Consider the following 25,829-nt stretch of genomic DNA (forward strand, 5'->3'; position numbering starts at 1 on the left):
CAGCACGCCGACCCGCTCCCCCGGCTCGAGGCGGTGCCCCGATGCGTGCTGGACGGTGACCTCCTCGCCCGTCGACAGCCGGACTGTCGAGCGCCGCACCGGCCCCAGGAAGCTCGAGGCGAGGACGACTCCGGGCAGGGAGTCGGGAGCGCCGTCGGCCACGACGGCGAGGTCCTCGGGGCGGAGGAACACCGACACGGGCCCGTCGGCCGCCGCCGCGTCGACGAGCGGCAGGCGCACGCCGAGCGCGAGGACCGATCCCGACGAGACCGTCCCCGCGACCACCGTCGAGAGGCCGACGAAGCGGGCCGTAAAGCCGGTCGCCGGGCGCGCGTAGAGGTCCTCCGGTGCACCCAGCTGCTCGATCCGCCCGGCGTTCATCACCGCGACGCGGTCGGCGACGGCGAGCGCCTCCTCCTGGTCGTGCGTGACGAAGAACGTGGTGATGCCGATCTCGGACTGCAGGCGCTTGATCTCGTCGCGCAGCTGGACGCGGACCTTCGCGTCCAGTGCCGACAGAGGCTCGTCCAGCAGCAGCACCCGCGGCCGCGTGACGAGGGCGCGCGCGAGCGCCACCCGCTGCTGCTGGCCGCCGGAGAGCTCGTGCGCGTAGCGGTCGCCGAGGGCGCCGAGGCCCACGACCTCCAGCGCCTCCCCCGCGGCCGCCCGGCGCTCGCGCGCCCCGACTCCCCGGGTGCGCAGCCCGAACTCGACGTTCTCGCGCGCCCGCAGGTGCGGGAAGAGCGAGTACGACTGGAAGACCATGCCCATGTCGCGCTTCGCGACGGGGACGTGGGCGACGTCCTCCTCGTCGACGAGGATCCGCCCCGCGTCGATCCGCTCGAGACCACTGAGGGCTCGCAGGGCTGTGGTCTTGCCGCAGCCGGAGGGGCCGAGCAGCGCGATGAACTCGCCCGGGGCCACGTCGAACGAGACGCCGTCGAGCGCTCGCGCGGAGCCGTAGTGCCGCTCCACGTCGACGAAGCGCACGCGGGCGCCGGGGAGGGTGGGAGCGGTCACGAGGAGCCTTTCGAGGAGCGCGCCCGACCCGTCGGCAGGCCGATCCGCGCGAGGCGGCCGATCCCGAGCAGGAGGGCGAAGGCGAAGAGGAGGGAGAGCAGCGAGAAGATCACGGCGACGTAGGCGTCGGACTTCGACACCTGCACCAGGCCGGTCTGGAGGGTGGTGCGGCTGAGGAGCGAGGCGATTGTGTACTCGCCGAGGACGACTGCGACGGTGATCAGCGCGGCCGCGACCAGGCCCCGGCGCAGGTTCGGCAGGAGGACCCTCCCGAGCACCGCGAGCGGGCCCGCGCCGAGCGAGCGGGCCGCCTCCGAGAGCGTCACGGCGTCGAGACCGGCGAGGTCCGCCGCCACGCCGCGGTAGGCGTAGGGCAGTACCAGCACCCCGTAGGCGAGAGCGAGCGTCCACGGCGCGGAGCCGGCGAGCTCGGTGACCACGGAGTAGACCGGCGCGAGGCCGACGACGAGGACGATGGCGGGCACGGTCAGCGGGAGCAGGCAGACCAGCTCCAGAGCCCGGCGCAGGCGCGGGAGCCGGATCTCGACGAGCAGCATCGTCGGCACCAGCAGGACCAGGACGATGAGGGCGGTGACGACGGCGAGGACCAGCGAGTTGCCGATCCCCTGGAACAGCGAGCGGTAGGCGCGCTCGTTCTCCGGGTCGAGGATCGCCGTCCAGTGCGAGAGGTCGTGGCCGCCGGCGCCGCGGAGCGTGAACTCCGCCATCGCGACGATCGGGACGGCGAACACCAGCCCGGTGATCACGAGCACCGCCCCGGACAGGAGCCGCGCGGGCCTCATCGCTGCCACCGCCGGGCCCGGCGCTGCAGCAGCGCGTACCCGGACATCAGGACCACCATCACCGCGAGCATCCCGAGCGCGAGGGCGCCCGCGAGGTTCTCACGGCCCAGCACCGTCTCGCTGACCAGCGCGGCGCGGATCTGCAGGGGGACGATCTGCGCGCCCTGGCTGATCAGCGCCGCCGCGGTGGCGAAGGAGGAGAACGCGTTCGCGAACAGCAGCAGCACGCAGCCGAGGAACGACGGCGCCAGCACCGGGAGGGCCACGTGCAGCCAGTAGCCGAGCCGGCCCCCGCCGAGCACCGCGTTCGCCTCGGCCCACTCCGGGCGCAGGCCCTCGAGCGCGGGCAGGAACGTGAGCACCATCAGGGGCACCTGAAAGTAGAGGTAGGGCAGGACGAGCCCGGGCAGCTGGTAGAGCCACACGCCGTCGGCGTAGAGGTCGACGCCCGCTCCCGCGAGGAGGGTGGTCACCAGCCCCTGCACGCCGATCGTCGCGATGAAGGCGAACGCGAGCATCACACCGCCGAACTGCGCGAGGACGCTCGCCGCCGCATCGACGACGGTTCGGAGCGCCCCGCGCGGATCGGAGCCGAGCAGGGCCAGGCACACGACCGCGCCCAGCACCGCGCCGACGACGGCGGTCACGGCCGAGAGCCCGAGCGACGCGCCGAAGGCGGACAGCACGACGGGATCCCCGAGCGCGAGCACGTTAGCCGTGGTGAAGCGGCCGCCTCCGTCCGTGAATCCGGTCGCCACCGCGAGGACCGTGGGGACGGCCAGGAACAGCAGGACGTAGAGCGCGAAGGGGGCGACGCCCAGCACGGCCGGGGTGCCGCGCCGTCCCCGGAGCGCGGACGCCCCGGAGACGGCCTCGGCGGGAGCGGTGGTCACTGGATCGCCGCGGCCCACTTCTCGGCGAGGAGCGACGAGGCCGCCTCGGTCTGCTCCTCCGTGAACTGGACGAGGTCGGAGGGAGCGGCGCCGACGGCGTCGAGCGCGTCCTGGTCGACCGTGCCGGCCTCGGTCATCGCGGCCAGGCGCACCGGGTAGGCGCCGGCGGCGAGGTAGAGGTTCTGCGCGGCGTCGGAGTAGAGGTACTCCTGCCAGAGCCGCGCGGCCGCGGGGTGCGGAGCGTCGGCGTTGACCGCCTGGTTGTAGTAGCTGCCGACGGCGGAGCCCGGGAGGACGGTCGTCGTCCACTCGCGGGTGCCCTCGTTCGCCTTCCCGGCGGCGAGGTTGTTGTAGCTCCAGTCGAAGACGACAGGGGTCTCGCCCGAGGCGATGGTGGCGTCGGTCGGGTCCAGCGGCAGGAAGTTGCCGGCGTCGTTCAGCTTCTCGAAGAAGTCGATCCCCGCCTGGACGTCGTCGGCGGAGCCGCCGGACTGGAGAGCCGCGAGCTGCACTGCGGCCGCGGCGGCTCCCGCCTGGGTCGGGTCGCCGTTGATCGCGACCGAGCCGCGGTAGTCGGCGCCGAGGAGGTCCTCGAGCGACGTGGGCGCAGGCACCGCGGCCGCGTCGAACCCGATCGACATCAGGCCGGTGTAGTCGTTCACCCAGAGGCCCGACTCCTCCTTGTTCCCCTCGGGGATGTCGTCCCAGGACTCGACCTTGTACGGCGCGAACATGTCCGTGTTCGCCAGAGCGACGGCCGGCCCGAGGTCGAACACGTCGGGAGCGGTGTCCTGCCCGGCGAGGTTCTCCGCCGTGCTGATCTCCTCCGCGGAGGAGACGTCGGGGTCGGCGGAGTTCACGGTGATGCCGTACTCGTCCTCGAAGCCGCTGATCAGCTCGCCGTAGTTCGCCCAGGTGTCGGGCAGGGCGATGACGTTGAGCTCGCCCTCGGCCTTCGCGGCCTCGACCAGGGCGTCCAGCCCGCCGAGGTCCGCGGCGGACGTGGCGGACGCCGCGTCCGCGCCGCCGCCGTCGGACGAGGCGGTGGCGCCGCCGGAGCAGGCCGAGAGCGTGAAGACGAGGGCGGTGCCGGCGGCGGCGACCGCGGCGGTGCGCGACAGGCGCTGAATGGTCAAGGGTCCTCCAGGAGTCGGGTGGGCCGCCCCGGTGGGACGGCCTCGGGCACGGTAGGAGCGCCGCGAGTCGGCGAGGGAGCGCGGCGGTGAATGCCGGGCGAACGCCGGGGGCGAATCGGGGACGGCGATGTCGGGGGCGTTCGCTAGCGTGGGCGGACCATGACCGAGCAGTTCTCCCCCGCGCTGGCGCGCCGCATCGCCCTGGCGGCGCAGGGGTTCGGCCCCCGTCCGTCCCGGGTCGACGCGCGCCGGGTGCGCGCCGCCGTGGACCGGATCCGCCCGCTCCAGCTCGACTCGGTGAACGTCTTCGAGCGGAGCCACTACCTGCCGCTGCTCGCGCGGCTCGGCCCCTACGAGCGCTCCCTCCTCGACGCCGCGCCCTTCTCCCCCGACGGCCCCTACGTCGAGTACTGGGCACACGAGGCCGCCCTCGTCCGCCGCGAGGATCTCCCGCTCTACCGCTGGCGGATGGAGCACTACCGCCGGGTCCGCCTGCCCGAGCACGAGGGCTGGGCCCACGAAAACCGCGCCACCCTCGACTGGCTCCGCGCCGCGCTCGCCGACGGTCCCCTCCGCGCCTCCGAGATCGAGCACGAGGCCAACGTCCGCACGGGCCCCTGGTGGGGCTGGTCCGACATCAAGCGCGGCCTCGAGGTCCTGTTCCGCTGGGGCGAGGTGGTGACGGCGGGGCGCACGCGCTTCGAGCGCTCCTACGGTCTCGCCGAGCGGCTCCTCCCGAGCGCGGTGCTCGATGCCGACGTGCCCCTCCCCGACGCCGTCCGCGAGCTCGTGCGCCGGGCGGCCCGGGCCCACGGGATCGGCACCCTCGGCGACCTGGCCGACTACCACCGGCTGCTCCAGTCCCCCACGCGCGTCGCGATCGACGAGCTGGTCGAGGCGGGCGAGCTCGAGCGCGTCGAGGTGCGCGGCTGGGAGCGGGGCGGGCGATCCGTGCCGCTCTGGCGGCACGTCGACGCCCGACGCCCCCGCACGCTCCGGGCGGACGCGCTCCTCTCGCCGTTCGACCCCGTGGTCTGGCACCGGCCGAGGGCCGAGCTGTTCTTCGGCTTCCGCTACCGGATCGAGATCTACACCCCGGCCGAGCAGCGGGTCCACGGCTACTACGTCCTCCCCGTGCTCCTCGACGACGTGATCGCTGCCCGGGTCGACCTCAAGAGCGAGCGCAAGCGCCGGGTCCTCCTCGTGCAGGCCGCCTGGCTCGAGCCGGGGGCCCCGGCCGACACGCCGGAGCGGCTCGCCGCACTGCTGGTCGAGGCGGCGGCCTGGCAGGGCCTCGACGCCGTCGAGGTCGTCGGTCGCGGCGACCTCGCGGCCGCCCTCGCCGCAGCACTGAGGAGGATCGCGTGAGCGCGCCCGGCGGCGTCCTGGCGCTGGCGCTCTCGGAGCGCTGCGTCGCCCGTCTGCTCGAGCGCGGGAGCGTCGTCGGGGTCGGCACGGGCGAGCTCGCCCACGCGGCCGGCGTCTCCCTCCGGACCTTCCACCGGTACCTCGGCGGGAAGGAGGACTGCGTGCGCCCGGTGCTCGCCGCCGCGATCGCCGCGATGGGACGCGCCCTCCTCGAGCGCCCGGCCGCCGAGCCGCTGAACGCGGCGCTCGGACACGCCTTCGCCGCGGCGGCCTCCGGTCCCCAGCTCGACCGCACCCTCCGGCTGATCCCCCTGCTCACCGAGACCTCGGCGATGCGCGCCGTCTGGGCGCAGTCGCTGCACGACGGCGAGGAGGCGCTGACGCCGTTCCTCGCGGAGCGGATGGGGCTCGGCCGCACATCCCCGCACCGGGCGGCCGTCCTGGCCACCGTCGTCCTCGCCCTGGTCCGGCGGGCGCTGGTCGACGCGGCCGCGAGCGGCATCGACCCGGCGCCGGTCTTCGCCGAGTACCTGACGACCGTCGACGGCGGTCCGCTCGCGGCTCCGACCGGATGACGTTCCGTCCGGCGTGGTAACGCGTGCCCCGCTGCCCGGGGTGAGATCCGGGCGGGCGGCGATCGGCGACGGGGCGGCCGCCGGATCGTCCTGCTAGAAGCGCGAGCCCATCTCGGAGAGGCGGGCGACGCGATCCGCGATCGGCGGGTGGGTCGCGAAGAGGCGCGCGACCACTCCCGGCTTCGACGGGTCGGCGATCCAGAGGTGCGCCATCGAGCTGTTCTGCCGCTGCATCGGCCGGCCCGCGGACTCGAGCTTCAGCAGGGCGCGGGCGAGGGCGTCGGGGTGGCGGGTCGTCAGCGCACCGGTGGCGTCGGCGAGGTACTCGCGCTGGCGGGAGATCGAGAGCTGCACGACCGAGGCGACGATCGGCGCGAGGACCATCGACACCAGCCCGACGACCAGGAGCGCCGGGTTGCCCCCGCCGTTGCCGTTGCCGCCCCGCCCGAAGAAGGCCAGGCGGAGGAAGGCGTCCGAGAGGAAGCCCACCGCGACGACGAGACCGAAGACGATCATCGAGACGCGGATGTCGTAGTTGCGGACGTGGCCCAGCTCGTGGGCCATCACGCCCTCCAGCTCGGCGTCGTCCATGATCGCGAGCAGGCCCGTCGTCGCAGCCACGACGGCGTGCTCGGGATCACGGCCGGTCGCGAACGCGTTCGGCGCCGGGTCGTCGATCAGGTACACCTTCGGCATCGGCGTGCCCGTCGCGATCGAGAGGTTCTCGACGATGCGGAACAGCCTCGGCTCGTCCGCCTTCTCCACCGCCACGCCGCCGCTGAGCGCGACCGCCTGGCGAGCGGCGAAGAAGTACTGGAAGAACGCGTACCCGGCGGCGATCACGAGCACCACCACGACGATCGTCGTGCTGCGGTAGACCGCTGCAGCCAGGGCGCCCAGGCCGCCGATGATCGCCAGGAACAGGACGAGGATCAGGACCGTGTTGCGCTTGTTGCGGGCGATCGCGCTGTACACGGCGGCTGCCTAGAACTGGACGCGCGGGGGCTCCGAGATCGCGGCGAGATCGCCGACCTCGAAGAACTCGCGCTCCGAGAAGCCGAGCCGACGCGAGAAGAGCGTGTTCGGGAAGACCTTCACCTTGGTGTTCATCTCGCGCACGCCGCCGTTGTAGAAGCGCCGGGCCGACTGGATCTTGTCCTCGGTGTCGACCAGCTCGCCCTGCAGCTGGAGGAAGTTCTGGCTCGCCTGCAGCTGGGGGTACGCCTCCGCGACCGCGAAGATCGACTTCAGCGCGCTCTGCATGTGGTCCTCGGCGACCGACGCCTCCGCCGGGCCCTGGGCCTGCAGCGTCTCGGCGCGAGCCTGCGTCACCGACTCGAAGACCTGGCGCTCGTGCGAGGCGTAGCCCTTCACGGAGTCGATCACGTTGGGGATCAGATCCGCGCGGCGCTTCAGCTGGACGGTGATGTCGCTCCACGCCTCGTCCACGCGGACGTTGAGGGTGACCAGCGAGTTGTACGTCGCCCAGAGGTAGACCCCGAGGATGACGACGAGCGCGACGACGACGATGAGCGGGACGAGCCATTCCATGCCGTCCAGTGTAGGGACGGCGCGCTCCCCGGCACCTGTCGATGAGGCGCATTCGCAGGGGCGGGTCGGCCCTACTTGAGGGTCTTCTGCAGCAGGACGGTGCTGAGCCAGCGCTCGAACTTGAAGCCGACGCGGCCCATCCGGCCGACCTCGACGAATCCGAACTGCGCGTGCATCGCCAGCGACGCCTCCGCGCCCTTGTCGGCGATGACGGCCATGATCTGACGGATCCCCACGGCCTTCGCGCGCTCGAGGAGCTCGGCCATCAGCGCCCGGCCGAGGCCCTTCCCGGTAGAGGCCGCCCGCAGGTAGATCGAGTTCTCCACGGTGAAGCGGTACGCCCGCTTGGAGGACCACGGCGACACCATCGCGTAGCCGAGGATCTGGCCCGACGGCGAGACGGCCACGATGAAGGGCAGCCCGAGCTTCTGGTTGCGGGTGAACTTCGTCCTCCACTCCTTCAGCGTCGAGTCGTCCTCGTCGAAGGTCACCACCGTGTTGCGCACGTAGTGGTTGTAGATCTCGCGGATGTCCGGGAGGTCGGCGTCGCGGGCGTCGCGGATCTCGAACGAGAAGCCGGGCTCGGGAGGCGGCGCCTTCCGCAGGTGCGGCGGCAGGACGCGCCGGCTCTCGTACTCTTCCTCAAGCATCCGGCTCCCCTTCGGCTCCGCCCATCGATCCGGGCCAGCGTAGCCGCCCCGCGGGCGAGCGCCCGGTCACGCGAGAGCACTCCAGTCGACCGGCTCCGCGCCGCGCTCCTCCAGGAGGGCGTTGGCGCGGCTGAACGGCCGGGAGCCGAAGAAGCCGCGCGAGGCCGACAGCGGGCTGGGGTGCGCGCTCTCGATCACTCCGGCCTCCCCCAGCATCGGGCGGAGCGACGCGGCGTCGCGGCCCCAGAGGATCGCGACGAGAGGCGCGTCCCGGGCGGCCAGCGTGCGGATCGCGTGCTCGGTGACCACCTCCCAGCCCTTCCCGCGGTGCGAGGCGGGAGCGCCGGGGGCGACGGTGAGGACCCGGTTGAGCAGCATCACGCCGCTCGAGGTCCAGCCGCTGAGGTCGCCGTGCTCGGGCGGCTCGACGCCGAGGTCGTCCCGGAGCTCGCGGTGGATGTTCTGCAGGCTCCTCGGCAGCGGGCGCACGTGGCGCTCGACCGCGAAGGACAGCCCGATCGGGTGCCCGGGCGTCGGGTACGGGTCCTGTCCGACGATGAGGACGCGCACGTCCGCGAGCGGTGCGGCGAAGGCGCGGAGCACGTCGCGGCCCGCGGGGAGGTAGGGCCGGCCGGCCGCGACCTCGCCGCGGAGGAAGTCGCCCATCGCGGCGATGTCCCCGGCGACGGGGGTGAGCGCCTCCGCCCAGCCCCTGTCGATCAGTCCCGAGGCCGCGAGCTCAGCGAGGTCCACCGGGTCAGCCCGCCGCGAGCGTCGCGACGACGACTCCGGCGTCGCTGCCGCTGACGCGCCACACCGAGCCGGCGCCGCCGACGCGGAGCGCGCCGGTGCCGACGATCAGCACGGTGGACTCGTCGAGCGCGACGCCGCCGTCGACCAGGCCCGCCTCGACGGCCGCGACCAGGCGGCCGAGGGTCCCCCACTGCGCCGCGTGCACGTCGACCGTCACGTCGATGAGGCCGATGCCCTCGAGCACCGTGACCTCGTCGAGCTCCTCCGCCGCGCCCTCCGGGACGACGGCGACGCCGCCGATCCGGTGGCCGCCGACGAGGGCGCGGTCGGCCGCGACGGCGGCTCCCGCCGAGTAGCCGGCGTACGGCACTCCGGAGGAGACGAGATCGCGCAGCCGCGGGAAGCAGGCCTCGAGCGCGTCGCGGTAGGCCGGGGTCAGCCCTCCGCCGACGAAGATCCCGTCGACGTCGTCGAAGACCGCGGGATCGATCCGGCCGCCCTCCGGCTTCATCACGGCGAACGCGTCGAGCGGGCCGACCGTCGCGAGCAGTGCCGCGTAGCCGGCATAGGCCTCCGGGCCGAGCCCGTCGTGGACGACGACGATCGCGATGCGCGGGCCCTCGATCCGGCCGGCGTCGACCGCGTGGGCGCGCGCCTCCGCGAGGAACGCCCCGTACAGCTGCTGGTCGTGCTCGACGCCGCCTCCGCCGCCGATGAGGTGGACGCTCACTCGTCGTCCTCGGCGAGGGCTCCGTCCACCGGGGGCAGAGCCGACCAGGGGAAGACGATCCAGCGCGGGGTGCGGCGCCAGAAGAAATCGGGCTCGAGCACCGTGCGCGGCTTCGTGTAGAGGGTCACGGTGCGCACCTCGGCACCCATCGCGCGGATGAGCTTCACCGAGAGGGCGAGGGTGTGGCCGGAGTCGGAGACGTCGTCGACCAGGAGGATGCGCTTGCCGCGCACGGACGCCTCGTCGAGCAGCGGCGGCAGCACCACGGGCTCCGCCAGTCGCGCCTCGACGCCGGTGTAGAACTCGACGTTCAGCGCGCCGCAGCTCTTGATGCCGAGCGCGTAGGCCACGGCGCCCGCGAGGAGCAGACCGCCGCGCGCGATGGCGACGACCAGCTCCGGCCGGTAGCCCGACGCGACCACGTCGTCGGCCAGGTGCCGAGCGGCGTCGCCGAACTCGAGCCAGCCGAGCACCTCCTTCTCCGTGGCGGCGAGGAGGGCGGCGGAGTCGTCGGCGTCGGAAACCATGAGGGACAGGCTAGGCCGTCGCGGGCCTCCGCGTCACATCGGTCAGGCGCGCGGGGCCAGGGGTCCCTTCGCGACCTTGTGCGGGGCCGCCTGCGCGACCGGCTTGATGGTCACCAGGTCGAGGTTGACGTGGGCGGGGAGCTCTACCGAGGAGACGATCGCAGCGGCGACGTCCTCCGCGACCAGCGGGTCGGGGACCTCGGCGTAGACCGCGTCAGCGCGCTCCCGGTCGCCGCCGAAGCGGACCAGCGAGAACTCGTCCGTGTGCACCATCCCCGGCGCGATCTCGATCACGCGGATCGGCTCGCCGGCCAGCTCGAGCCGCAGCACGGCGACCAGCGCGTGCGCGGCGTGCTTGGCGGCGTTGTACCCGCCCCCGCCCTCGTAGGCGACGTGGCCGGCGATCGAGGTGACCGTCACGATGTCCGCGGAGGTGCCGCTCCCCCGGATCCCGGCGCGCAGCAGCGGGAGCAGCGCGCTGGTCACGAGCTTCACCGAGAGCACGTTGATCTCGAACATGCGGCGCCAGTCCTCGGGGTCGGACTTCTCGACCGAGTCGAGTCCGAGCGCGCCGCCCGCGTTGTTCACGAGGGCGTGCACGGGCCCGGAGGAGGAGAGGTGGTCGCGCAGAGCGTCGACTTGGGCGGCGTCGGTGAGGTCGGCGGCGAAGTACCCGGCGCCGGTCTCGGCGGCGAGCGCCTCCAGCCGGTCGCGCCGGCGCGCGACGGCGACGACCTCCCAGCCGTGGTCGCGGAACAGGCGGACCGTGGCCGCCCCGATCCCTGAACTCGCTCCTGTCACGACAACGCGTCGATCCACGCCCGTCCCCTTCCGTCAAGCCTCGGACACCCTCGACTCCGTCGTCGCAGGCCAACGCTAGTCTGGCCGCGTGCCGCCCGCCGACCCGGTTCCCGCGACCGCCGGGACAGCCGTCACCCCGAAGCGCCGCGTTCCCCTCTGGGACAACGCGCGCTTCGTCTGCGTGACCCTCGTCGTGATCGGGCACGGCGTCCAGAGGCTGACGGCCAACTCCGACACCTCGCTCATCGTCTACCTGACGATCTACGCCTTCCACATGCCGGCGTTCGCGATCATCTCGGGCTACTTCTCCAAGAGCGGCGCACCGAGCGGGCGCGCGATGCGGCGGGTGCTGACCGACATCCTCCTGCCCTACCTGATCATGGAGACGATCTGGACCCTGGTGCAGTTCCTGGTCGAGGGGAAGCAGGAGTTCAACCCGACGAAGCCGAGCTGGACGCTGTGGTTCCTGCTCGCGCTGGGCATCTTCCGCCTCGTCCTCCCCTACCTGGCGCTGCTGCGCTGGCCGCTGCTGATCAGCGTGGTGCTCGCGGTCGGGGTCAGCTACTACGACAACATCGACTCGACCTTCTCGCTCGCACGCGCGATCGGGATCCTGCCGTTCTTCGTGTTCGGCTGGCGCCTGCGCGGCTTCGCCCCCGGCGGCCGCTCCGCCGTCGACCGCTGGCTCGATCAGCCGCCGTCGCGGGTGCTCCTCGCCCGGATCCTCGCCGTCGTCCTCTTCGCGGTCACGGCGGTCGTCATGACCGTCAACATCGAGGCGTTCCGCGCGGCGGACCTCCGCTACTGGTTCTTCTACGACCGCCCCTACGACGCCCTCGGCGAGACCCAGTGGTGGGCCGGGCTGGTGCGGCTGGCCCTGATGGCCGGAGCGGTCGTGCTCTCGCTCGCGCTCTTCGCGCTGGTTCCGCGCCGCCGCACCCCGCTCACCGCCTGGGGGCAGTCGACGATGTACGTCTACCTCCTCCACAGCTTCGTCCTCTATCCGCTGCGGGAGTCCGGGATCCTCTCGCAGACGGAGAGCACGCTCGCCCTCGTGCTGATGATCGTGTTCTGCGTCGCGGTCTCGGTCGCGCTCTCGCTGGGCTGGACCCGCACCGTCTTCCACCGGCTGGTCGAGCCCCGCGCGGCCTGGCTCTTCGCCCCGGTGGCCGACGAGAGGCCTCCGCGCCCGGACCGCGCAGACCCTACGGGCGCCAAGCGCGACCGGCAGCCCGAGCGGCGCTGACGGCCGTTACCCCGTGTGTCGGCGGTCCTGGCCGCCCGGCGGGCCCCCGCGTACGCTCGTCGCGACGGAGAACGGCCCCGTCACCGACCCCGACGATCCGATGGGAAGCACCATGACCGACTCCGAGAAGTGGCAGTTCGAGACCAAGCAGATCCACTCGGGCGCCGCGCCGGACCCGGTGACCAAGGCCCGCGCGACGCCGATCTACCAGACCACCTCCTACGTCTTCGACAACGCGGAGCACGCCCAGAACCTGTTCGCGCTGGCCGAGTTCGGGAACATCTACACCCGCATCCAGAACCCGACCCAGGCGGTCGTGGAGGAGCGGCTCACCGCCCTCGAGGGCGGCTCCGGCGCCCTGCTGCTCGCCTCGGGCCAGGCCGCCGAGACCGCGGCCGTGCTGAACATCGCCCAGGCCGGCGACCACATCGTCTCGTCGTCCTCGATCTACGGCGGCACCTACAACCTCTTCAAGTACACCCTCGCCAAGCTCGGCATCGAGACGACCTTCGTCGAGAACCAGGACGACCGCGAGGAGTGGCGCCGCGCCGTCCGTCCGAACACGAAGCTGTTCTTCGCCGAGACCGTCGGCAACCCCAAGATCAACATCCTCGACATCCGCACCGTGGCCGATGTCGCGCACGACGCCGGCGTGCCCCTGATCGTCGACAACACCATCGCGACGCCCTACCTGATCCGCCCCTTCGAGCACGGCGCGGACATCATCGTGCACTCGGCGACGAAGTTCCTCGGCGGCCACGGCACGGTCATCGGCGGAGCGATCGTCGACGGCGGCCGCTTCTCGTGGACCGCGAACGCCGAGCGCTTCCCCGGCCTCACCACGCCGGACGAGTCGTACCACGGCGCCGTCTACACGGACGCGGTCGGCGACTCCCTCGCCTACATCATCAAGGCCCGCGTGCAGCTGCTGCGCGACCTCGGCGCCTCGATCGCCCCGGCGAGCGCCTGGCAGCTCATCCAGGGCATCGAGACCCTCTCGCTCCGGATCGAGCGCCACGTGCAGAACGCGCAGGAGATCGCGGAGTACCTCGAGAACCACTCCGACATCGCCTCGGTGAACTACTCGGGCCTGCCCACCTCGCCCTGGTACGCCGCGGCCAACCGCTACGCGCCGAAGGGCGTGGGCGCGGTGCTCTCGTTCGAGCTCAAGGGCGGAGTGGACGCCGGCCGGGCCTTCGTCGACTCGCTGGAGCTGTTCTCGCACCTGGCCAACATCGGCGACGTCCGCTCGCTCGTCATCCACCCCGCGTCGACCACGCACTCGCAGCTCTCGCCCGAGCAGCAGCTGACCGCCGGCGTCACTCCGGGCCTGGTGCGCCTGTCGGTGGGACTCGAGAACGTCGACGACCTCCGCGCCGACCTCGACCAGGCCCTCCGCGCCGCGCGCGCCGTCGTCGAGGCCTCCCGCGCGAACGCCTGAGGCCCCTCGGCGCCCTGACGGGGTCCCCGTCCTCGGGGATCGCGTCAGGGCGCTCCGCGCGCGGGCGGAGGAGCGCGGGAGCAGGGCGTAACAAACGGCTCCGCCCCGCGGCGCTCTGACACGATGGACAGCGCTATGGACTGGCAGCAGACACTCGAGGACACGGTCCCGTCGGCGTTCGTCACCGAGCGCCAGCTCCTCTCGGTCATCGGCAAGCCGCCCGCCACCGGAGCCTGGCGCGACGGCGACCACCCGGGCGGACGCCGCTTCGTCGACCTCGGCCCGTTCGACTTCGAGGCGGGCGGCCGCCTCCCCCACGCCCGCATCGCCTACGAGAGCTGGGGCGCGCTGAACGAGCGCCGCGACAACGCCGTCCTCGTCCTGCACGCGCTGACCGGCGACTCCCACCTGCTCGGCCGCGGCGATCCCGGCCACGCGACGGACGGCTGGTGGTCGGGACTCGTCGGCCCCGGCCTCGTGATCGACACCGACCGCTTCTTCGTGGTCGCCCCGAACATGCTCGGCGGCTGCCAGGGCTCCAGCGGTCCCGCGTCCCTCGCCCCCGACGGCCACGAGTGGGGCGCACGGTTCCCGTACACGAGCATCCGCGACCAGGTGCGGGCGCAGGTGCAGTTCAGCGACCTGCTCGGCGTCGAGCGCTGGCACACCGTCATCGGCGGCTCGATGGGCGGGATGCAGGCGCTGGAGTGGGGGATCGACCACGCGGAGCGGGTCGCGCGCCTCGCGGTCCTCGCAGCTCCCCCGCGGGCCACGGCCGACCAGATCGCCCTCAACTTCGTGCAGCTCGAGGCGATCCGCAACGACGCGGCCTTCGCGGGCGGCTCCTACTACGACGCCGGCGACGGCCAGGGCCCGTACCACGGCCTCGCGCTCGCCCGCCGGATGGCACTGCTCAACTACCGCAGCCCCTCCGAGCTCAACGCCCGCTTCGAGCGCAGCTGGCAGTCGGGGCTCAGCCCGCTCGGCGGCGGCGGCCGCTTCGCCGTGGAGTCGTACCTCGACTTCCACGGCAACAAGTTCACCCGCCGCTTCGACGCGAACAGCTACATCACGCTGGTCGAGGCGATGAACTCGCACGACGTCGGCCGCGGCCGGGGCGGCGAGGCGGCCGCCCTCTCCCGGATCACCAGCCCGACCCTCGTCCTCGGCATCGACAGCGACCGGCTCTTCCCGGTCGAGGGCCAGCGGATCATCGCGGCGCACGCTCCCGGCGCTCTCGACGGCGGAGAGGTCGCGGTGATCACCTCGACGTTCGGCCACGACGGGTTCCTCATCGAGGACGACGCGGTCGGCGCGCACCTCGCCCGGCTGCTGGCGCATCCCGTGACGGCCTGACCCGCCCGACTCCGGCGCGGTTCGACGCCCCGAACCGCGCCGACCGGCCCGGGCAGTGGCTATCGTGAGACGGGGGCCAGCCCCGCGCCACGACCGGAGGGGGCCAGAGCGTGCCGATGATCCGCAGCGCCCGCGAGCGCGATCGGCTGCTGCGCCACTCCGCCTGCGGGATCGGCCTGCTCACGGAGGCGGGGGCGCTCGGCATGGCCCTCATCCCCGGGACACTCCAGCCCGCCGCCGTGCCGTTCGCCGTCGCGCTGCTCTTGGGCATGATGGCCGCCCACGTCGAGCTCGCCCGGACGGGGCGCCGCAGCCGCGTGATCGCGGTCGCCGTCGGCGGCCTGCTGCTGGGCTGGGGCCTCGCCCTGGGGCTCGCTCCGGGCGCCGACTTCGCCGGGTTCGTCCTGGTCAACACCGCGAACGCCGTGACCGCGAGCATCGCCGTGGTCGTGACGACGTCCGCGCGCCGCCTGCTCCTGCTGCTGCCGGTGCTCCTCCCGAGCCTGATCCCGTCGGTGCTCGTCTCGAGCGGCACCATGATCCCCACCGTGGTCGTCCAGAGCCTGCTGCCCTGGGGCACGCTCTGCGGCTTCGCCCTCTGGATCGGCACAGCGGTCCCGCGGGTGGTGCGGCGGATCGACAGCATCGGCAACGCCCACCGCGTGGAGCGCCTCGCCAGCGAGACGGAGGCGCAGCGCCGGCAGGGCGCGCGGCTCTTGCACGACACGGTGCTGGCCACCCTCACGCTCCTCGCGCACTCGGGCCGCGGAGTGTCGGTCGACGCGCTCCGGCAGCAGGCGGCGCAGGACGCGCAGCTCCTGCGCCAGCTCCGGCTCGGCGGGACCCCCACCCCGAGCGCGTCCGGCTCCTACCAGCTGACCAGCGTCACCTCCGCCCCCGCGGCCAACACCCTCGAGACCGTCCGCAACCGCTTCGGCCGGATGGGGCTCGACGTGATCTGGCACGGCTCCGGCCAGGTGGCGCTCACCGGCGCGGCCCTCGACTCCTTCGTCCTCGCCCTGGCGGAGTGCCTCGAGAACGTGCGCCGCCACTCCGGCGTCGCCTCGGCCGACGTGACGATCGCCGAGGACGAGACGACCGTCCGCGCGATGGTCACGGACGCGGGCGCGGGCTTCGACATCGCGACCGTCCCCGACACGAAGCTCGGCTTCAAGGAGTCGGTGATCGCCCGGCTCGGCGACGTCGGCGGCCGCACCAGACTGTTCAGCGCCCCCGGATCGGGGACGACCGTGGTGCTGGAGGTCCCGAAGTGAGCCCCGCACCGGAGTCGCGGGCCCCGCTGCTGGGACGCGTGCCCGCGACGCACGGCCGCTCCTCCCGGTCCGCCCGCTCGGTCCGCCGCCAGCAGGAGGGGCTCGGCACCAACTACCTCGGCAGCGGCCTCAACGGCATCGCCGCCGCGATCCTCGCCTACGAGCTGCTGATCTTCCTCTCGACCTCCGCCCGCTACAGCGACCTCGCGCCCGCGGCGATCGCCTGGGTCCTCGTCGTCCTGGCCTTCGGATCCACCGTCCTCGCGATCCACCTCGGCGGACGCCGCCTGCCGCTCCCGGTCTACCTCTGCTTCCTCGTCGCCCTCGGAGCCGCCGTCGTGCTCGACCTGGTGGCCGTGACCGACTCCGGCGCGGCCCGCACCGTCCCCACCGCCGCGGTCGCGGGCGCCGTCGCGCACGCCGCGCTGATCGTCCACCGGCGCGGGATCGAGATCCTCGCGGTGAGCGCCCTCGTCGCGATCGCCGAGGTGATCGCGTTCCTCTCGATGGAGTCGGGCGGCGCGGGCGCGCTCTCGGTGCGCATCAGCGCCCTCGTGGTGACGATCGCTCCGGCCGTCGTCGTGGTCGTGATGATGCGCGGATTCCGCCGGATGGTCCAGCTCGAGATCGACCGCGCCCTCGTGCAGAGCACCACGCTCGGCCCGCGCTACGCGGTCGGGATGCTCGCCTCGGAAGAGCTCGCACGGCTCGACCTCGCCGCCGAGCGCCTCCTCGCCGAGGTGGGCGACGGCTCGGTCCGCCTGCCCCTCGACGCCCAGCGCGCCGCCCACGCGACCTCGCTCGCCACCCAGCTCCGCCTCCACCTCATCGAGGGGCGGCGCGAGACCTGGCTGCACCATGCCGTGCTCGAGTCCGAGCTGCTCGCGCCGCTCGTCGAGCTCGACGACCCGGACGGCACCGCCGGACTCCTCGGGCACCAGCAGCGCGACGGGCTCCTCTCGGCGATCTGGCTGATCGCCGACAGCGCGACCGGGCTCGCCGTGGTCCTCCACGTCGAGTCGGGCAGCCCCCGCGATCCCGGAGTCGGGACGGCCGCTCGAGGACTGCTCGTGCCGATCACGCTCCGCTCCTCAGGCGCGCCCTTGCGCGGGGTCGATCCTGCGACGTGGGAGGCTATCGCTCAGGTCGGCGTCTTCCGCGACACCTCGCGCGACGGGGAGCTCCGGATCGAGATCGACTGCCTGGTCGAGAATCCCGCCGACCGGTGAGCAGCCGCCGAGAGACCGCCGACGACCGCCGACCTAAGGACACCGATGACACCCACCGCTGACGCGAAGATCACTCTCGCGGTCGTGGACGACCACAAGATGCTCCTCGGAGCGCTCACGGAGTGGATCCGCGGAGCCGCCTCCGACATCCAGCTGGTGGCCGCGGTCGCCTCCTGGCCCGAGCTGCTCACGCACCCCGAGTTCCCCGTCGACGTCGTCCTCCTCGACCTCGACCTCAAGGACAACATCCCGATCTCGGTGAAGCTCTCGACCCTCAAGACCACCGGGGTGAAGACCGTGCTGATGAGCACCTACTCCGAGCCCGCCGTGGTCCGCGAGGCGCTCGCCTCCGGAGCCCTCGGCTACCTGGTGAAGACCGAGGACGCGGATATGATCGTCGAGGCGATCCGCGCGGCCAAGGACGGCCACTCCTACATCTCGCACGAGCTCGACATGGCGCTCTCCACCGGCGACTCCGACGGAGCGCCGAAGCTCAGCGCGCAGGAGCGCCGCGTGATGGCTCTCTACGGCGGCGGCGAGCCGGTGAAGTCGGTCGCGTTCGAGCTGGGCATCTCGGAGGAGACGGCGAAGTCGTACCTCAAGCGGATCCGCGAGAAGTACCGCGTCGTCGGCATCGACGTCGGCACGAAGGTGGCGCTCCGCAAGCGCGCCATCCACGACGGGATCCTCATCGAGACGGACTGAGTCCTCTTCCGCGGCGGTCCCCGCCCGCCGCGGCGCGGTCGGCTTCACGACGTGGCGCGTTCCGCAGAGCGAGGTACGTCGCCCGGCATCGATCCGCTGGCACGCGGATCGCTGTCGGCGGGCTCCACGAGGGCGCGGCGGTCCCTGCCCGCCGCGGCGCGGTCGGCTTCACGACGTGGTGCGTTCCGCGGAGCGAGGTGCGTCGCCCGGCATCGATCCGCTGGCACGCGGATCGCTGTCGGCGGGCTCCACGAAGGCGCGGCGGTCCCCGCCCGCCGCGGCGCGGTCGGCTTCACGACGTGGTGCGTTCCGCGGAGCGAGGTGCGTCGCCCGGCATCGATCCGCCGGCACGCGGATCGCTGTCGGCGGGCTCCACCTCGTCGAGCGGCGGCCACCTGCTCCTGCAGTCGAGCCGGGCGGGCGTGCCCGAGTCGTGCCGGTCGAGTCGCCGCGGGACGCGGCGTATCGAGACCCGCCAGGCACGGACAACGGGTCGATGCTGGTCGAGATGCCGCGGGACGCTGGGCATCGAGACCCACCGGACCGGGACTGCGAGTGCTCCTGCGGGCCCGCGTCAGGGGGCCAGGACGGCGACCGTCATGCCGGGCGTCGCGGCGGGGGCGTCCATCGCGGCGAGGGCGTCGGGCAGGTCCTCGAAGGCGATGGTGCGGCCGACGGAGTCGGCGGGGCGCAGACGGCCGGCGACGATGTCGTCGAGGAGGGCCGTGTAGCCGCTCCGGGCGATGCCGTGGCTGCCCAGCAGCTCCAGCTCCTGGGCGATGACCCGGCCGAGCGGGATCGCCGGTGCCGCGTCGGGCCCGAGGAGCAGACCCACCTGCACGTGCCGGCCGCGCGGACGCAGGGCGGCGATCGACGCCTCCGCCGTGACGCTGCTTCCGACGGCGTCGACCGCCAGATGCGCACCCCCTCCGGTCGCCGCACGGATCGCCTCGGCGGCACCCTCGCCTCCGGGGACGGTCACCGCCCCGAGCGCGGCTGCGGCCTCCCGCGCCGGGGCGGAGACGTCCGACGCCACCACACGGGCCCCGGCCGCGAGCGCGACGATCACTGCGGAGAGGCCGACTCCGCCGCAGCCCAGCACCGCGACCCACTCCCCCGGGGCGACCCGGCCGCGCTCGTGCAGGGCGTGGTACGCGGTCCCGAAGCGGCAGCCGAGACCGGCCGCCTCGACGAAGCCGACGGAGTCGGGCAGGCGCACCAGGTTCAGGTCCGCACCCGGCACGGCCACCGCCTCGGCGAACGACCCGTCGAGGGTGAATCCCGGCTGCTGCTGCCGGAGGCACACCTGCGTCGCCCCCTCCCGGCACTGCTCGCAGTCGCCGCAGGCGAACACGAACGGCGCCGTGACCCGGTCACCGACCGCGAAGAGCGACACCTGGGCTCCCGTCGCGATCACCGTCCCGGCGAACTCGTGCCCGGGGATCTGCGGCAGGACGACCGAGTCGTCGTGCCCCTTCCACGCGTGCCAGTCGCTCCGGCACACCCCGGTCGCCGCGACGCGGACGACGACGCCGTCGACGGGGCAGACGGGCTCCGGGACCTCGACGATCGCGGGGAGGGCGGAGAAGGACGAGTAGCTCACGGCGCGCATGCCGAGAGTCTTCCAGAGGCCCTGGCCGCGCTCTGCTTACAGCGCGTCGACCGGGATGCCGCCGGTGCCCGGCTGGGCGGGCTCGCGGTGGACCGGGTAGACCGTGCCCCGGGCGCGGTCGATCGCGATGCTGCCGAAGGCGAGCACGATTCCGGCCGCGGTCAGGCCCACGCCGACCCAGATGGGCGACAGGTAGCCCAGTCCGGCGGCGATCGTCAGGCCGCCGAGCGCGGCACCCACCGAGTTGCCGATGTTGAGGGCGGAGTGGTTGAGCGCGGCCGCGATCGTCTGGCTGTCGCGCGCCACGTCCATCAGCCGGGTCTGGATCGCGGGCGACGCGGCCGCCGAGAAGCCCGCCGAGAGGAACGCGAACACCACCAGCCCGACGACCGACGAGGCCGACAGCGCGAGCCCGATCAGCGAGACGCCGACGCCGGCGAAGAACACCACCAGCGCCCGCCGTACGTCGCGGTCGGCGGCCCAGCCGCCGACGAGGTTGCCGACGGTCATCCCGAGGCCGATGACGACCAGGATCCACGGGACCGCGCCGAGCGGCAGGCCCGTCACCTCGGTCGCGAGCGGCGAGATGTAGCTGTACATCGCGAAGAGTCCGCCGAAGCCGATGGCGCCGACGAGCAGGGTCATCCAGACCTGCAGGCGCCCGAACGCCCGCAGCTCGTTGCGGACGGTCGCCGCCGGATTCCCGGGTTGCGCGGGCACCAGCAGCTGGACGGCCACGACGGTCAGCGCGAAGAGCACCGCGACCACGAGGTAGGCGCTGCGCCAGCCGGCCACCTGCCCGACCCAGGTGATCGCGGGCACGCCGATGACGTTCGCGATCGTGAGCCCGGAGAGGACGAACGCGACTCCCTTGCCGCGCTTGCCGGGACCCATCAGGTCGGCGGCGACCAGGGAGGCGATGCCGAAGTAGGCGCCGTGCGGAAGCGCGGCGACGAAGCGCGCGGCGAGGACGAGCGGGAAGCTCGGGAGCAGCGCCGAGCCGATCGTCCCGACGGTGAAGGCGACGAGGAGGGTCAGGAGGAGCCTCTTGCGCGGCCAGCGCGCCGCTGCGGCGGCGATGGTGGGGGCGCCGACCACGACACCGAGCGCGTAGGCCGAGATCAGCATCCCCGCCTGCGAGACGGCCTGCTCCTGGCTCGCGGCCCAGACCCCGGGGAGGAGGTCGGCGGCGAGCTGCGGGAGGAGCCCCATCGCGACGAACTCGGTCGAGCCGATGCCGAAGCCCCCCATCGCGAGGGCGAGCAGGGCGAGGCGGGTCCGAGCGGGCGAGAGCGTCACCGGTCAAGGCTACTCAGGATCGGACGGATGTCGAATCGATTCGAGCACGCCCGGACACGAGAGGTCGTGGCGCGGACCCGCTACTCCCCCAGCGCGTCGTTCAGCCGGGCGATCTTGCCGTCGATCTCGCCCGAGTAGCCGGGGCGGATGTCCGCCTTCAGGACGAGCGACACGCGCGTCCCGAACGCTCCGACGGCCTCCGTCGCGCGCTTGACGACGTCGAAGACCTCGTCCCACTCCCCCTCGATCTCGGTGAACATCGAGGTCGTCCGCGACGGCAGGCCGCTCTCGCGGACGATGCGGACGGCGGCGGCGACGGCGTCATGGACGGACGCGTCGGGCGCCTCGCCCCCGGACGGTGCGACCGAGAATGCGACGAGCATGGGTGCCTCCTTGACTGCGCGCACCGCGTGCCGGCCCCGCGCCCTCCGAGCCTACGAGCCCTGGGGCGCCAGGCGGGTCTCGCCGGTCAGCGACGACGCGGAAGTCGTGGCGCCGGGTGCGACGACCCGCGCCGTCCCCATCCTCCACAGCTCGCGCAGCAGCCAGCCGAGCAGCACCACGAGGAGGATGTTCCGCACGGTCAGCACGAGCACCATCCACCAGTGCGACCAGAGGAGGAAGAGGTAGAGGTACGGGTAGACCACCTGGGTCAGAGCCGCAGTGACGAGGGTCAACTTCGCGGGCCGGTCGAACGCGCCGTCGCGGCACGCGATCAGCCCGGCGATCACCGGCGGCGCGAGCCAGACGATGTACTGCGGCGAGAGCACCTTGTTGGTGTCGATGAACACGACCACGAAGGTCAGCGCGAGCAGCGGGAACAGCCTGGCGGGGTCCGCCCGGCGGGCGAGAGCACGGGCACCCAGCAGGGCCACGCCGAGCATGGCCAGAGCGAGCAGCGGGGTCATCAGGCTCGCCGCGAACTCGGTGCCGGGCCCGTGCATCTCGAAGGTGTTGATGTCGGCGGCGTAGTAGACGTAGCTCCCCGATCCCGGGAGGACCGACAGCCACATCCAGGGAGTGCTCACGACGGCCTCGATCTGGAGGCCCCGATCGGTCTGGTCGGTGACGAAGCTGAAGACCTGGTCCCCGCCGCCGACGAGGACGACCGCGAGCACGATGATCACGGAGGCGACCGCGGGGACGAGGATCATCCGCAGCCGTCCGCGCAGGACCAGCACGGCAGCGGCGAGGATCGCGGCCGGCCACACCTTGATCCAGGTGGCCACGGTCAGCAGCAGCGCCGCGACGCCCGGACGGGTCGCCGCCCAGAGCATCCCGGCGATGGCCGGCGGCGCGGTGAAGGCGTCGATGCGGCCGATGGCGATCGGCCCGAGGAGGACGAGGAACAGCAGCCACCAGCGCGCCGCCGCGAGGCGCGGTGCCGACCGGCCGCGCAGCAGCAGGGCGAAGGCGGCGGCGTCGGCGAGCGCGACGAGGACGAGCCACATCAGGTCGTAGCCCGCCGAGCCGAAGAGCCAGGAGGCGGCGATCGGGCCCCAGGCGAGGATCGGGTAGACCCAGCCCGTGTCGATCCCGGCGATGCCGCCGCCCTCGACGGCGGTCCTCATCCACTCCTTGTAGACGATGCTGACGTCGCCCATCGGCAGACCCGGAGCGAACAGCGCCAGGAGGGAGAGCACCACGTGCACCAGCGCGAAGGCGCCCCAGAGCACGGCGACGGAGTCGCGGTTCTCGCGCAGCCGGGCGAGGGGGTGGGAGGACGCTCGAGGAGGGGAGGACGGCACCGCGTCATTGTAGAGGGGCCGCTGAACGGGACCCTGGCAGCACCTGAGCCCGCCTGAGAGCGCCGCTCCCGCCGGGCATCGGTTGCCCGGCGGCGTCGGTCGCCGCCGGGCGTCAGCAGACGGCGGGCGTCAGCAGCCCGCGGGTGTCAGCAGCCCGCAGGCGTCAGCAGCCCGCAGGCGTCAGCAGCCCGCAGGCGTCACGACCCGACGAACTCAGTAGCCGGCGAACGCGTCGGTGCGGATCCGCTTCGCCCCGGCACCGCGCAGGGCGCCGCGGACCGAGTCGACGAACGACGGCGACCCGGAGACGTAGCCCACGCGGCGGCCGGCGTCCGGCACCGCGTCCGCGAGCAGCTCGGCGGTCAGTCGGCCTGTGACTTGCGACCACCGTGCGGGGAGGTCGGTCGGCGTCTCCTTCGAGCAGAGCACGACCCGGGCCCCCGACTCCTGCAGCAGGTCGCGGTACGCGACCTCGGCGAGGCTCGGCGCGGCGACCACGACGACGACGTCGCGCCGCGGACCGTCCGCGAGCGAGCGGAGCTGACTGGCGAACGGGGTGATCCCGATGCCGCCCGCCACCAGCAGCAGCGGCACGGTGGGATCGGCAGGCAGGACGAAGTCACCGCCGACGCTCGTCGCCCGGAGCGAGTCGCCGGGCTCTAGAGCGGCGAGGGCGCGCTTGAAGCTGCTCGCCTTCTCCGGCATCCGCAGGGCGATCGCGATCTCGCCGTCGGACGGAGCGGACGAGACCGAGAAGGTGCGCCGGCTGCCCCGGCTGTCGGCGCGGTGCGGCAGGTCGAGCTCGAGCCACTGGCCCGGCTCGAAGGTCAGCGGCGAGCGGGAGCGGAAGCGGTACTCCGCGATGCCCGGCGCCAGCACGCGGGTCGAGGCGAGCTCGAGCGTGTGCCGCCGACGCTGGCGGAATGCGAAGGCGAACGCGAGGGCGTTGCCGACCACGAGGCCCAGCTCCGGAGTGGCGGAGACGACGCCGATGTGGAAGGGGACGCTCGCCACGAGCGCTGCGACGACCGCGATGATCAGCTGCTGCGAGCGGCGCGGCGCGAGCGTGAGCGGCTCCGTCAGCATGAAGGCGCCGGCGAAGACGAAGGGGTAGGCCGTGAGGACCAGGGCCGCCGCGGCGCCGAGGTCCTGGCCGTTCTGCACCGCCTGCTGCACGGACACCCCGCCGGCGACGACGACGAAGACGGCGAAGACGGCGAAGCGGCGGACCCGCGCGACGATCAGGAGGGAACCCACGACGACGAACGGCCAGATCGCGCCACTGGCGATCCACCAGGCTCCGGCGTTGAGTCCGGTGAAGCCGATGATCAGCACGGCGACCGCGGCCGGATTGAAGAGGTGGCGGCCCCGCCAGGCGAGGACGTACTTGGACGCGGCGGCGATCGCGCCGACGAGCGCGATCACGGCGAGGCCGCGGGGATCGGCCGTCGGGAAGAGCAGGCAGGCGATCAGCAGACCGGTGACGAGCGAGGACTCCAGGTGCGCGCGGCTCCGGAACAGCCTCGCGAGGACCGCGCTGACCAGGGCCGTCGAGGCGACGGCGACGAGCGTCGTGCCGAGGATCTCGAGCGGCGTCGAGAAGATCAGACCGGCTGCGGCGTAGCCGACGGCGACGAGCAGGAGCGCGGCGAGCGTCATCCAGACCAGCCGGTAGGTGGTGACGCGGCCGAGGGCGCGGTCGAAGGTGCCGATCATCGGAAGACCTCTCCGGGGAAGGAAGGCGAGTAGTGGAGGGTGCCGTCGCTGCGGACGCGGACGAACTCGAAGTCGAAGCGCTCGGCGAGGGTCTCGGGCGGGCAGACGAACAGCGCGGTCGCGAGCCCGTCGGCGACGAGGGCCGTGTCGGCCACCGCCCAGGTGGCGACGACGGTCTCGACCGGAGCTCCGGTCCGCCCGTCGAGGACGTGGTGGAGGCCGCTGCCCCAGGCGCGGCGGTTGCTCGCCGAGCCGCAGAGCGCGCGGTCGCCGGGCACCGCCACTCCCAGTGCCTTGCTCGGGTCCCACGGGTGCTCGAGGCCGACCCGGACGGGTCCGGCTCCGATGCCCCGGAGGTCGCCGCTCGCGTCGACGACGGCGGGCCCGGCTCCGTCGAGCTCCTCGAGGACGAGGTCGACGAGCTGGCCCTTGCCCGCGGCGCCGACGTCGACGACGGTCCCGGGCTCGACCCGCAGTCCCGCCGCCCCGCGACGGGCGCCGGCCCAGGAGGGAGCGGGGACGGCGGGTCCGCGCGGGACGAGGGTGTACGCGGAGTCGTAGCCGAGCTGCTCGAGAGAGCCGCCGACGAAGGGGGTGACCGCCCCGCCGGTCAGCTCGTCGAGCACGTCGTACAGTGCGAAGAGGTCGGCCGCCTCGTCGGGGAAGACGTGCTCGCCTCCGACCCGCAGCTGCGAGACGGCGGAGTCGTCACGGAACCGCGACCAGGTGCGGTCGTACTCCGCGATGCGCGCCTCGACCCGCGAGCGGTGGGAGGGCTCGAGCGGCTCGGCGGTGTCGATCTGCCAGCCGGTGCCGATCGCGTCGAACCGCCACGCGTGGCCGAGGACCGTCGGGGCGTCAGGCCGTGGCATCGGCCTTGATGGTCTCGACGGCGTCGTTGAAGCCGCCGGAGGTGAGGGAGGACCCCGACACCTTGGAGACCTTCAGCTCGTCGAGCTGCTTGCCGACGACCTCGCCCGCGATGCCGCCCGCGAAGCGCGACTGGTACTGCTGGCCGGTGGGGTTCTCCGACTCCGGGGTCACGGTCACGTCGGTGACGACGCCGTCGGCGAGGGTCAGCGAGACGCCCACCTTCTCGTTCCCTCCGGGCGAGGTGTAGGCGCCCTCGGCCTCGTAGGTGCCGTCGGCGTAGCTGCTGCCGCTCGCGGCGGAGGACGCGGCGCCGGTCGCCTCGGGGGCGGAGCTGGTGGCGGTGCTCGGAGCGGTGGTGGTCGCCGCGTCGGCGGCGTCGCTCCCGGTCGTGGTGGTGCTGGAGCAGGCGGCGAGCGCGGCGAGGGTGCCGGCGCCGGCGAGGAGGGTCAGGCCGTAGCGGGCGGGAGTCGTGGTCTTCGCGGTCATGTCTGTTCTCCTGGTCAAGGCGGACGCGGCGGATCCG

At 73.2% G+C, this 25,829-nt stretch carries 26 protein-coding genes; 8 read left to right on the forward strand and 18 right to left on the reverse strand.

Annotation, left to right across the window (positions count from 1 at the left end; genetic code table 11):
• From C5C37_RS07680 to C5C37_RS07695, 4 genes are all read right to left on the reverse strand, one after another.
• The coding region (locus C5C37_RS07680; protein WP_104338745.1) for an ABC transporter ATP-binding protein at positions 1–1,020 on the reverse strand (1,020 nt) is incomplete at its 3' end.
• Positions 1,017–1,823, reverse strand: coding sequence for an ABC transporter permease (locus C5C37_RS07685; RefSeq protein ID WP_104338746.1), 807 nt, complete (start codon positions 1,821–1,823; stop codon positions 1,017–1,019). The genes C5C37_RS07685 and C5C37_RS07680, both read right to left, overlap by 4 nt.
• Positions 1,820–2,716, reverse strand: a complete 897-nt coding sequence (locus tag C5C37_RS07690; RefSeq protein ID WP_104297224.1) for an ABC transporter permease subunit — start codon at positions 2,714–2,716, stop codon at positions 1,820–1,822. Before C5C37_RS07690 ends, C5C37_RS07685 begins: the two co-directional genes overlap by 4 nt.
• Positions 2,713–3,852, reverse strand: a complete 1,140-nt coding sequence (locus C5C37_RS07695; protein ID WP_104283387.1) for an ABC transporter substrate-binding protein — start codon at positions 3,850–3,852, stop codon at positions 2,713–2,715. The genes C5C37_RS07690 and C5C37_RS07695 overlap by 4 nt, the downstream gene beginning before the upstream one ends.
• Before the next feature lie 159 nt (positions 3,853–4,011).
• On the opposite strand from C5C37_RS07695, the gene C5C37_RS07700 reads away from it, so the two are divergent.
• Both C5C37_RS07700 and C5C37_RS07705 read left to right on the forward strand, forming a co-directional pair.
• The gene (locus tag C5C37_RS07700; RefSeq protein ID WP_104338747.1) at positions 4,012–5,220 is read left to right on the forward strand and encodes a winged helix-turn-helix domain-containing protein; all 1,209 of its coding nucleotides are present in this window, start codon (positions 4,012–4,014) and stop codon (positions 5,218–5,220) included.
• Entirely contained in the window at positions 5,217–5,795 is a 579-nt protein-coding gene (locus C5C37_RS07705; protein ID WP_104224435.1) for a TetR/AcrR family transcriptional regulator, read from the forward strand. Before C5C37_RS07700 ends, C5C37_RS07705 begins: the two co-directional genes overlap by 4 nt.
• 93 nt (positions 5,796–5,888) lie before the next feature.
• Here C5C37_RS07705 and C5C37_RS07710 read toward each other — a convergent pair whose 3' ends face one another.
• The 7 genes from C5C37_RS07710 to C5C37_RS07740 all read right to left on the reverse strand — a co-directional run bounded on the left by C5C37_RS07710 (position 5,889) and on the right by C5C37_RS07740 (position 10,825).
• Positions 5,889–6,770, reverse strand: a complete 882-nt coding sequence (locus C5C37_RS07710) for a M48 family metalloprotease (protein WP_104338748.1) — start codon at positions 6,768–6,770, stop codon at positions 5,889–5,891.
• Positions 6,771–6,779: 9 nt separating this feature from the next.
• Positions 6,780–7,346 carry a LemA family protein gene (locus C5C37_RS07715; protein WP_104225511.1) on the reverse strand — a complete coding sequence of 189 codons (567 nt, stop codon included), beginning with the start codon at positions 7,344–7,346 and terminating at the stop codon, positions 6,780–6,782.
• 71 nt (positions 7,347–7,417) lie between these two features.
• Positions 7,418–7,996: a GNAT family N-acetyltransferase gene (locus C5C37_RS07720; RefSeq protein WP_104262462.1), complete on the reverse strand. Its 579-nt coding sequence runs from the start codon at positions 7,994–7,996 to the stop codon at positions 7,418–7,420.
• 66 nt (positions 7,997–8,062) lie between these two features.
• Positions 8,063–8,749 (reverse strand): uracil-DNA glycosylase, encoded by a 687-nt coding sequence (locus C5C37_RS07725; protein ID WP_104224439.1) that lies wholly within the window; start codon positions 8,747–8,749, stop codon positions 8,063–8,065.
• Positions 8,750–8,753: 4 nt separating this feature from the next.
• The gene (locus tag C5C37_RS07730; RefSeq protein WP_104224440.1) at positions 8,754–9,479 is read right to left on the reverse strand and encodes a peptidase S51; all 726 of its coding nucleotides are present in this window, start codon (positions 9,477–9,479) and stop codon (positions 8,754–8,756) included.
• A complete protein-coding gene (locus C5C37_RS07735) occupies positions 9,476–10,006 on the reverse strand; it encodes a phosphoribosyltransferase (RefSeq protein WP_104224441.1) in 531 nt (176 codons plus the stop codon). The genes C5C37_RS07730 and C5C37_RS07735 overlap by 4 nt, the downstream gene beginning before the upstream one ends.
• A gap of 42 nt (positions 10,007–10,048) precedes the next feature.
• Entirely contained in the window at positions 10,049–10,825 is a 777-nt protein-coding gene (locus C5C37_RS07740) for an SDR family oxidoreductase (RefSeq protein WP_258074074.1), read from the reverse strand.
• Positions 10,826–10,895: 70 nt separating this feature from the next.
• Between C5C37_RS07740 and C5C37_RS07745 the strand changes: the two genes are divergently transcribed.
• The 6 genes from C5C37_RS07745 (at position 10,896) to C5C37_RS07770 (ending at position 18,058) form a co-directional block, all read left to right on the forward strand.
• On the forward strand, positions 10,896–12,053 hold the full coding sequence (locus C5C37_RS07745; RefSeq protein ID WP_104338750.1) for an acyltransferase family protein: 1,158 nt from the start codon (positions 10,896–10,898) through the stop codon (positions 12,051–12,053).
• 112 nt (positions 12,054–12,165) lie between these two features.
• Entirely contained in the window at positions 12,166–13,494 is a 1,329-nt protein-coding gene (locus tag C5C37_RS07750; RefSeq protein ID WP_104237865.1) for a bifunctional o-acetylhomoserine/o-acetylserine sulfhydrylase, read from the forward strand.
• A gap of 135 nt (positions 13,495–13,629) precedes the next feature.
• Positions 13,630–14,850: a homoserine O-acetyltransferase gene (locus tag C5C37_RS07755; protein ID WP_104338751.1), complete on the forward strand. Its 1,221-nt coding sequence runs from the start codon at positions 13,630–13,632 to the stop codon at positions 14,848–14,850.
• 116 nt (positions 14,851–14,966) lie between these two features.
• Positions 14,967–16,124, forward strand: coding sequence for a sensor histidine kinase (locus C5C37_RS07760; RefSeq protein WP_104338752.1), 1,158 nt, complete (start codon positions 14,967–14,969; stop codon positions 16,122–16,124).
• The gene (locus tag C5C37_RS07765) at positions 16,121–17,353 is read left to right on the forward strand and encodes a hypothetical protein (RefSeq protein WP_104257083.1); all 1,233 of its coding nucleotides are present in this window, start codon (positions 16,121–16,123) and stop codon (positions 17,351–17,353) included. Before C5C37_RS07760 ends, C5C37_RS07765 begins: the two co-directional genes overlap by 4 nt.
• A gap of 45 nt (positions 17,354–17,398) precedes the next feature.
• Complete coding sequence (locus C5C37_RS07770) at positions 17,399–18,058, forward strand: response regulator (RefSeq protein ID WP_104224447.1); 660 nt, start codon at positions 17,399–17,401, stop codon at positions 18,056–18,058.
• 574 nt (positions 18,059–18,632) lie between these two features.
• On the opposite strand, the gene C5C37_RS07775 is transcribed toward C5C37_RS07770, so the two are convergent.
• From C5C37_RS07775 to C5C37_RS07805, 7 genes are all read right to left on the reverse strand, one after another.
• Positions 18,633–19,670 (reverse strand): alcohol dehydrogenase catalytic domain-containing protein, encoded by a 1,038-nt coding sequence (locus tag C5C37_RS07775; RefSeq protein ID WP_104338753.1) that lies wholly within the window; start codon positions 19,668–19,670, stop codon positions 18,633–18,635.
• A gap of 36 nt (positions 19,671–19,706) precedes the next feature.
• Positions 19,707–20,921: an MFS transporter gene (locus C5C37_RS07780; protein ID WP_104260233.1), complete on the reverse strand. Its 1,215-nt coding sequence runs from the start codon at positions 20,919–20,921 to the stop codon at positions 19,707–19,709.
• A gap of 128 nt (positions 20,922–21,049) precedes the next feature.
• Positions 21,050–21,352 (reverse strand): thiamine-binding protein, encoded by a 303-nt coding sequence (locus C5C37_RS07785; RefSeq protein WP_104224449.1) that lies wholly within the window; start codon positions 21,350–21,352, stop codon positions 21,050–21,052.
• 51 nt (positions 21,353–21,403) lie between these two features.
• The gene (locus C5C37_RS07790) at positions 21,404–22,717 is read right to left on the reverse strand and encodes a glycosyltransferase 87 family protein (protein ID WP_104262454.1); all 1,314 of its coding nucleotides are present in this window, start codon (positions 22,715–22,717) and stop codon (positions 21,404–21,406) included.
• Positions 22,718–22,930: 213 nt separating this feature from the next.
• Positions 22,931–24,433: an oxidoreductase gene (locus tag C5C37_RS07795; RefSeq protein ID WP_104338754.1), complete on the reverse strand. Its 1,503-nt coding sequence runs from the start codon at positions 24,431–24,433 to the stop codon at positions 22,931–22,933.
• Positions 24,430–25,305, reverse strand: coding sequence for an FAD:protein FMN transferase (locus tag C5C37_RS07800; protein ID WP_104272597.1), 876 nt, complete (start codon positions 25,303–25,305; stop codon positions 24,430–24,432). Before C5C37_RS07800 ends, C5C37_RS07795 begins: the two co-directional genes overlap by 4 nt.
• Positions 25,292–25,792 (reverse strand): FMN-binding protein, encoded by a 501-nt coding sequence (locus C5C37_RS07805; RefSeq protein ID WP_104272596.1) that lies wholly within the window; start codon positions 25,790–25,792, stop codon positions 25,292–25,294. Before C5C37_RS07805 ends, C5C37_RS07800 begins: the two co-directional genes overlap by 14 nt.
• Positions 25,793–25,829 lie beyond the last annotated feature (37 nt).

Origin of the sequence: Rathayibacter sp. AY1F9 (assembly GCF_002932155.1) — a bacterium.
Lineage (GTDB): Bacteria > Actinomycetota > Actinomycetes > Actinomycetales > Microbacteriaceae > Rathayibacter.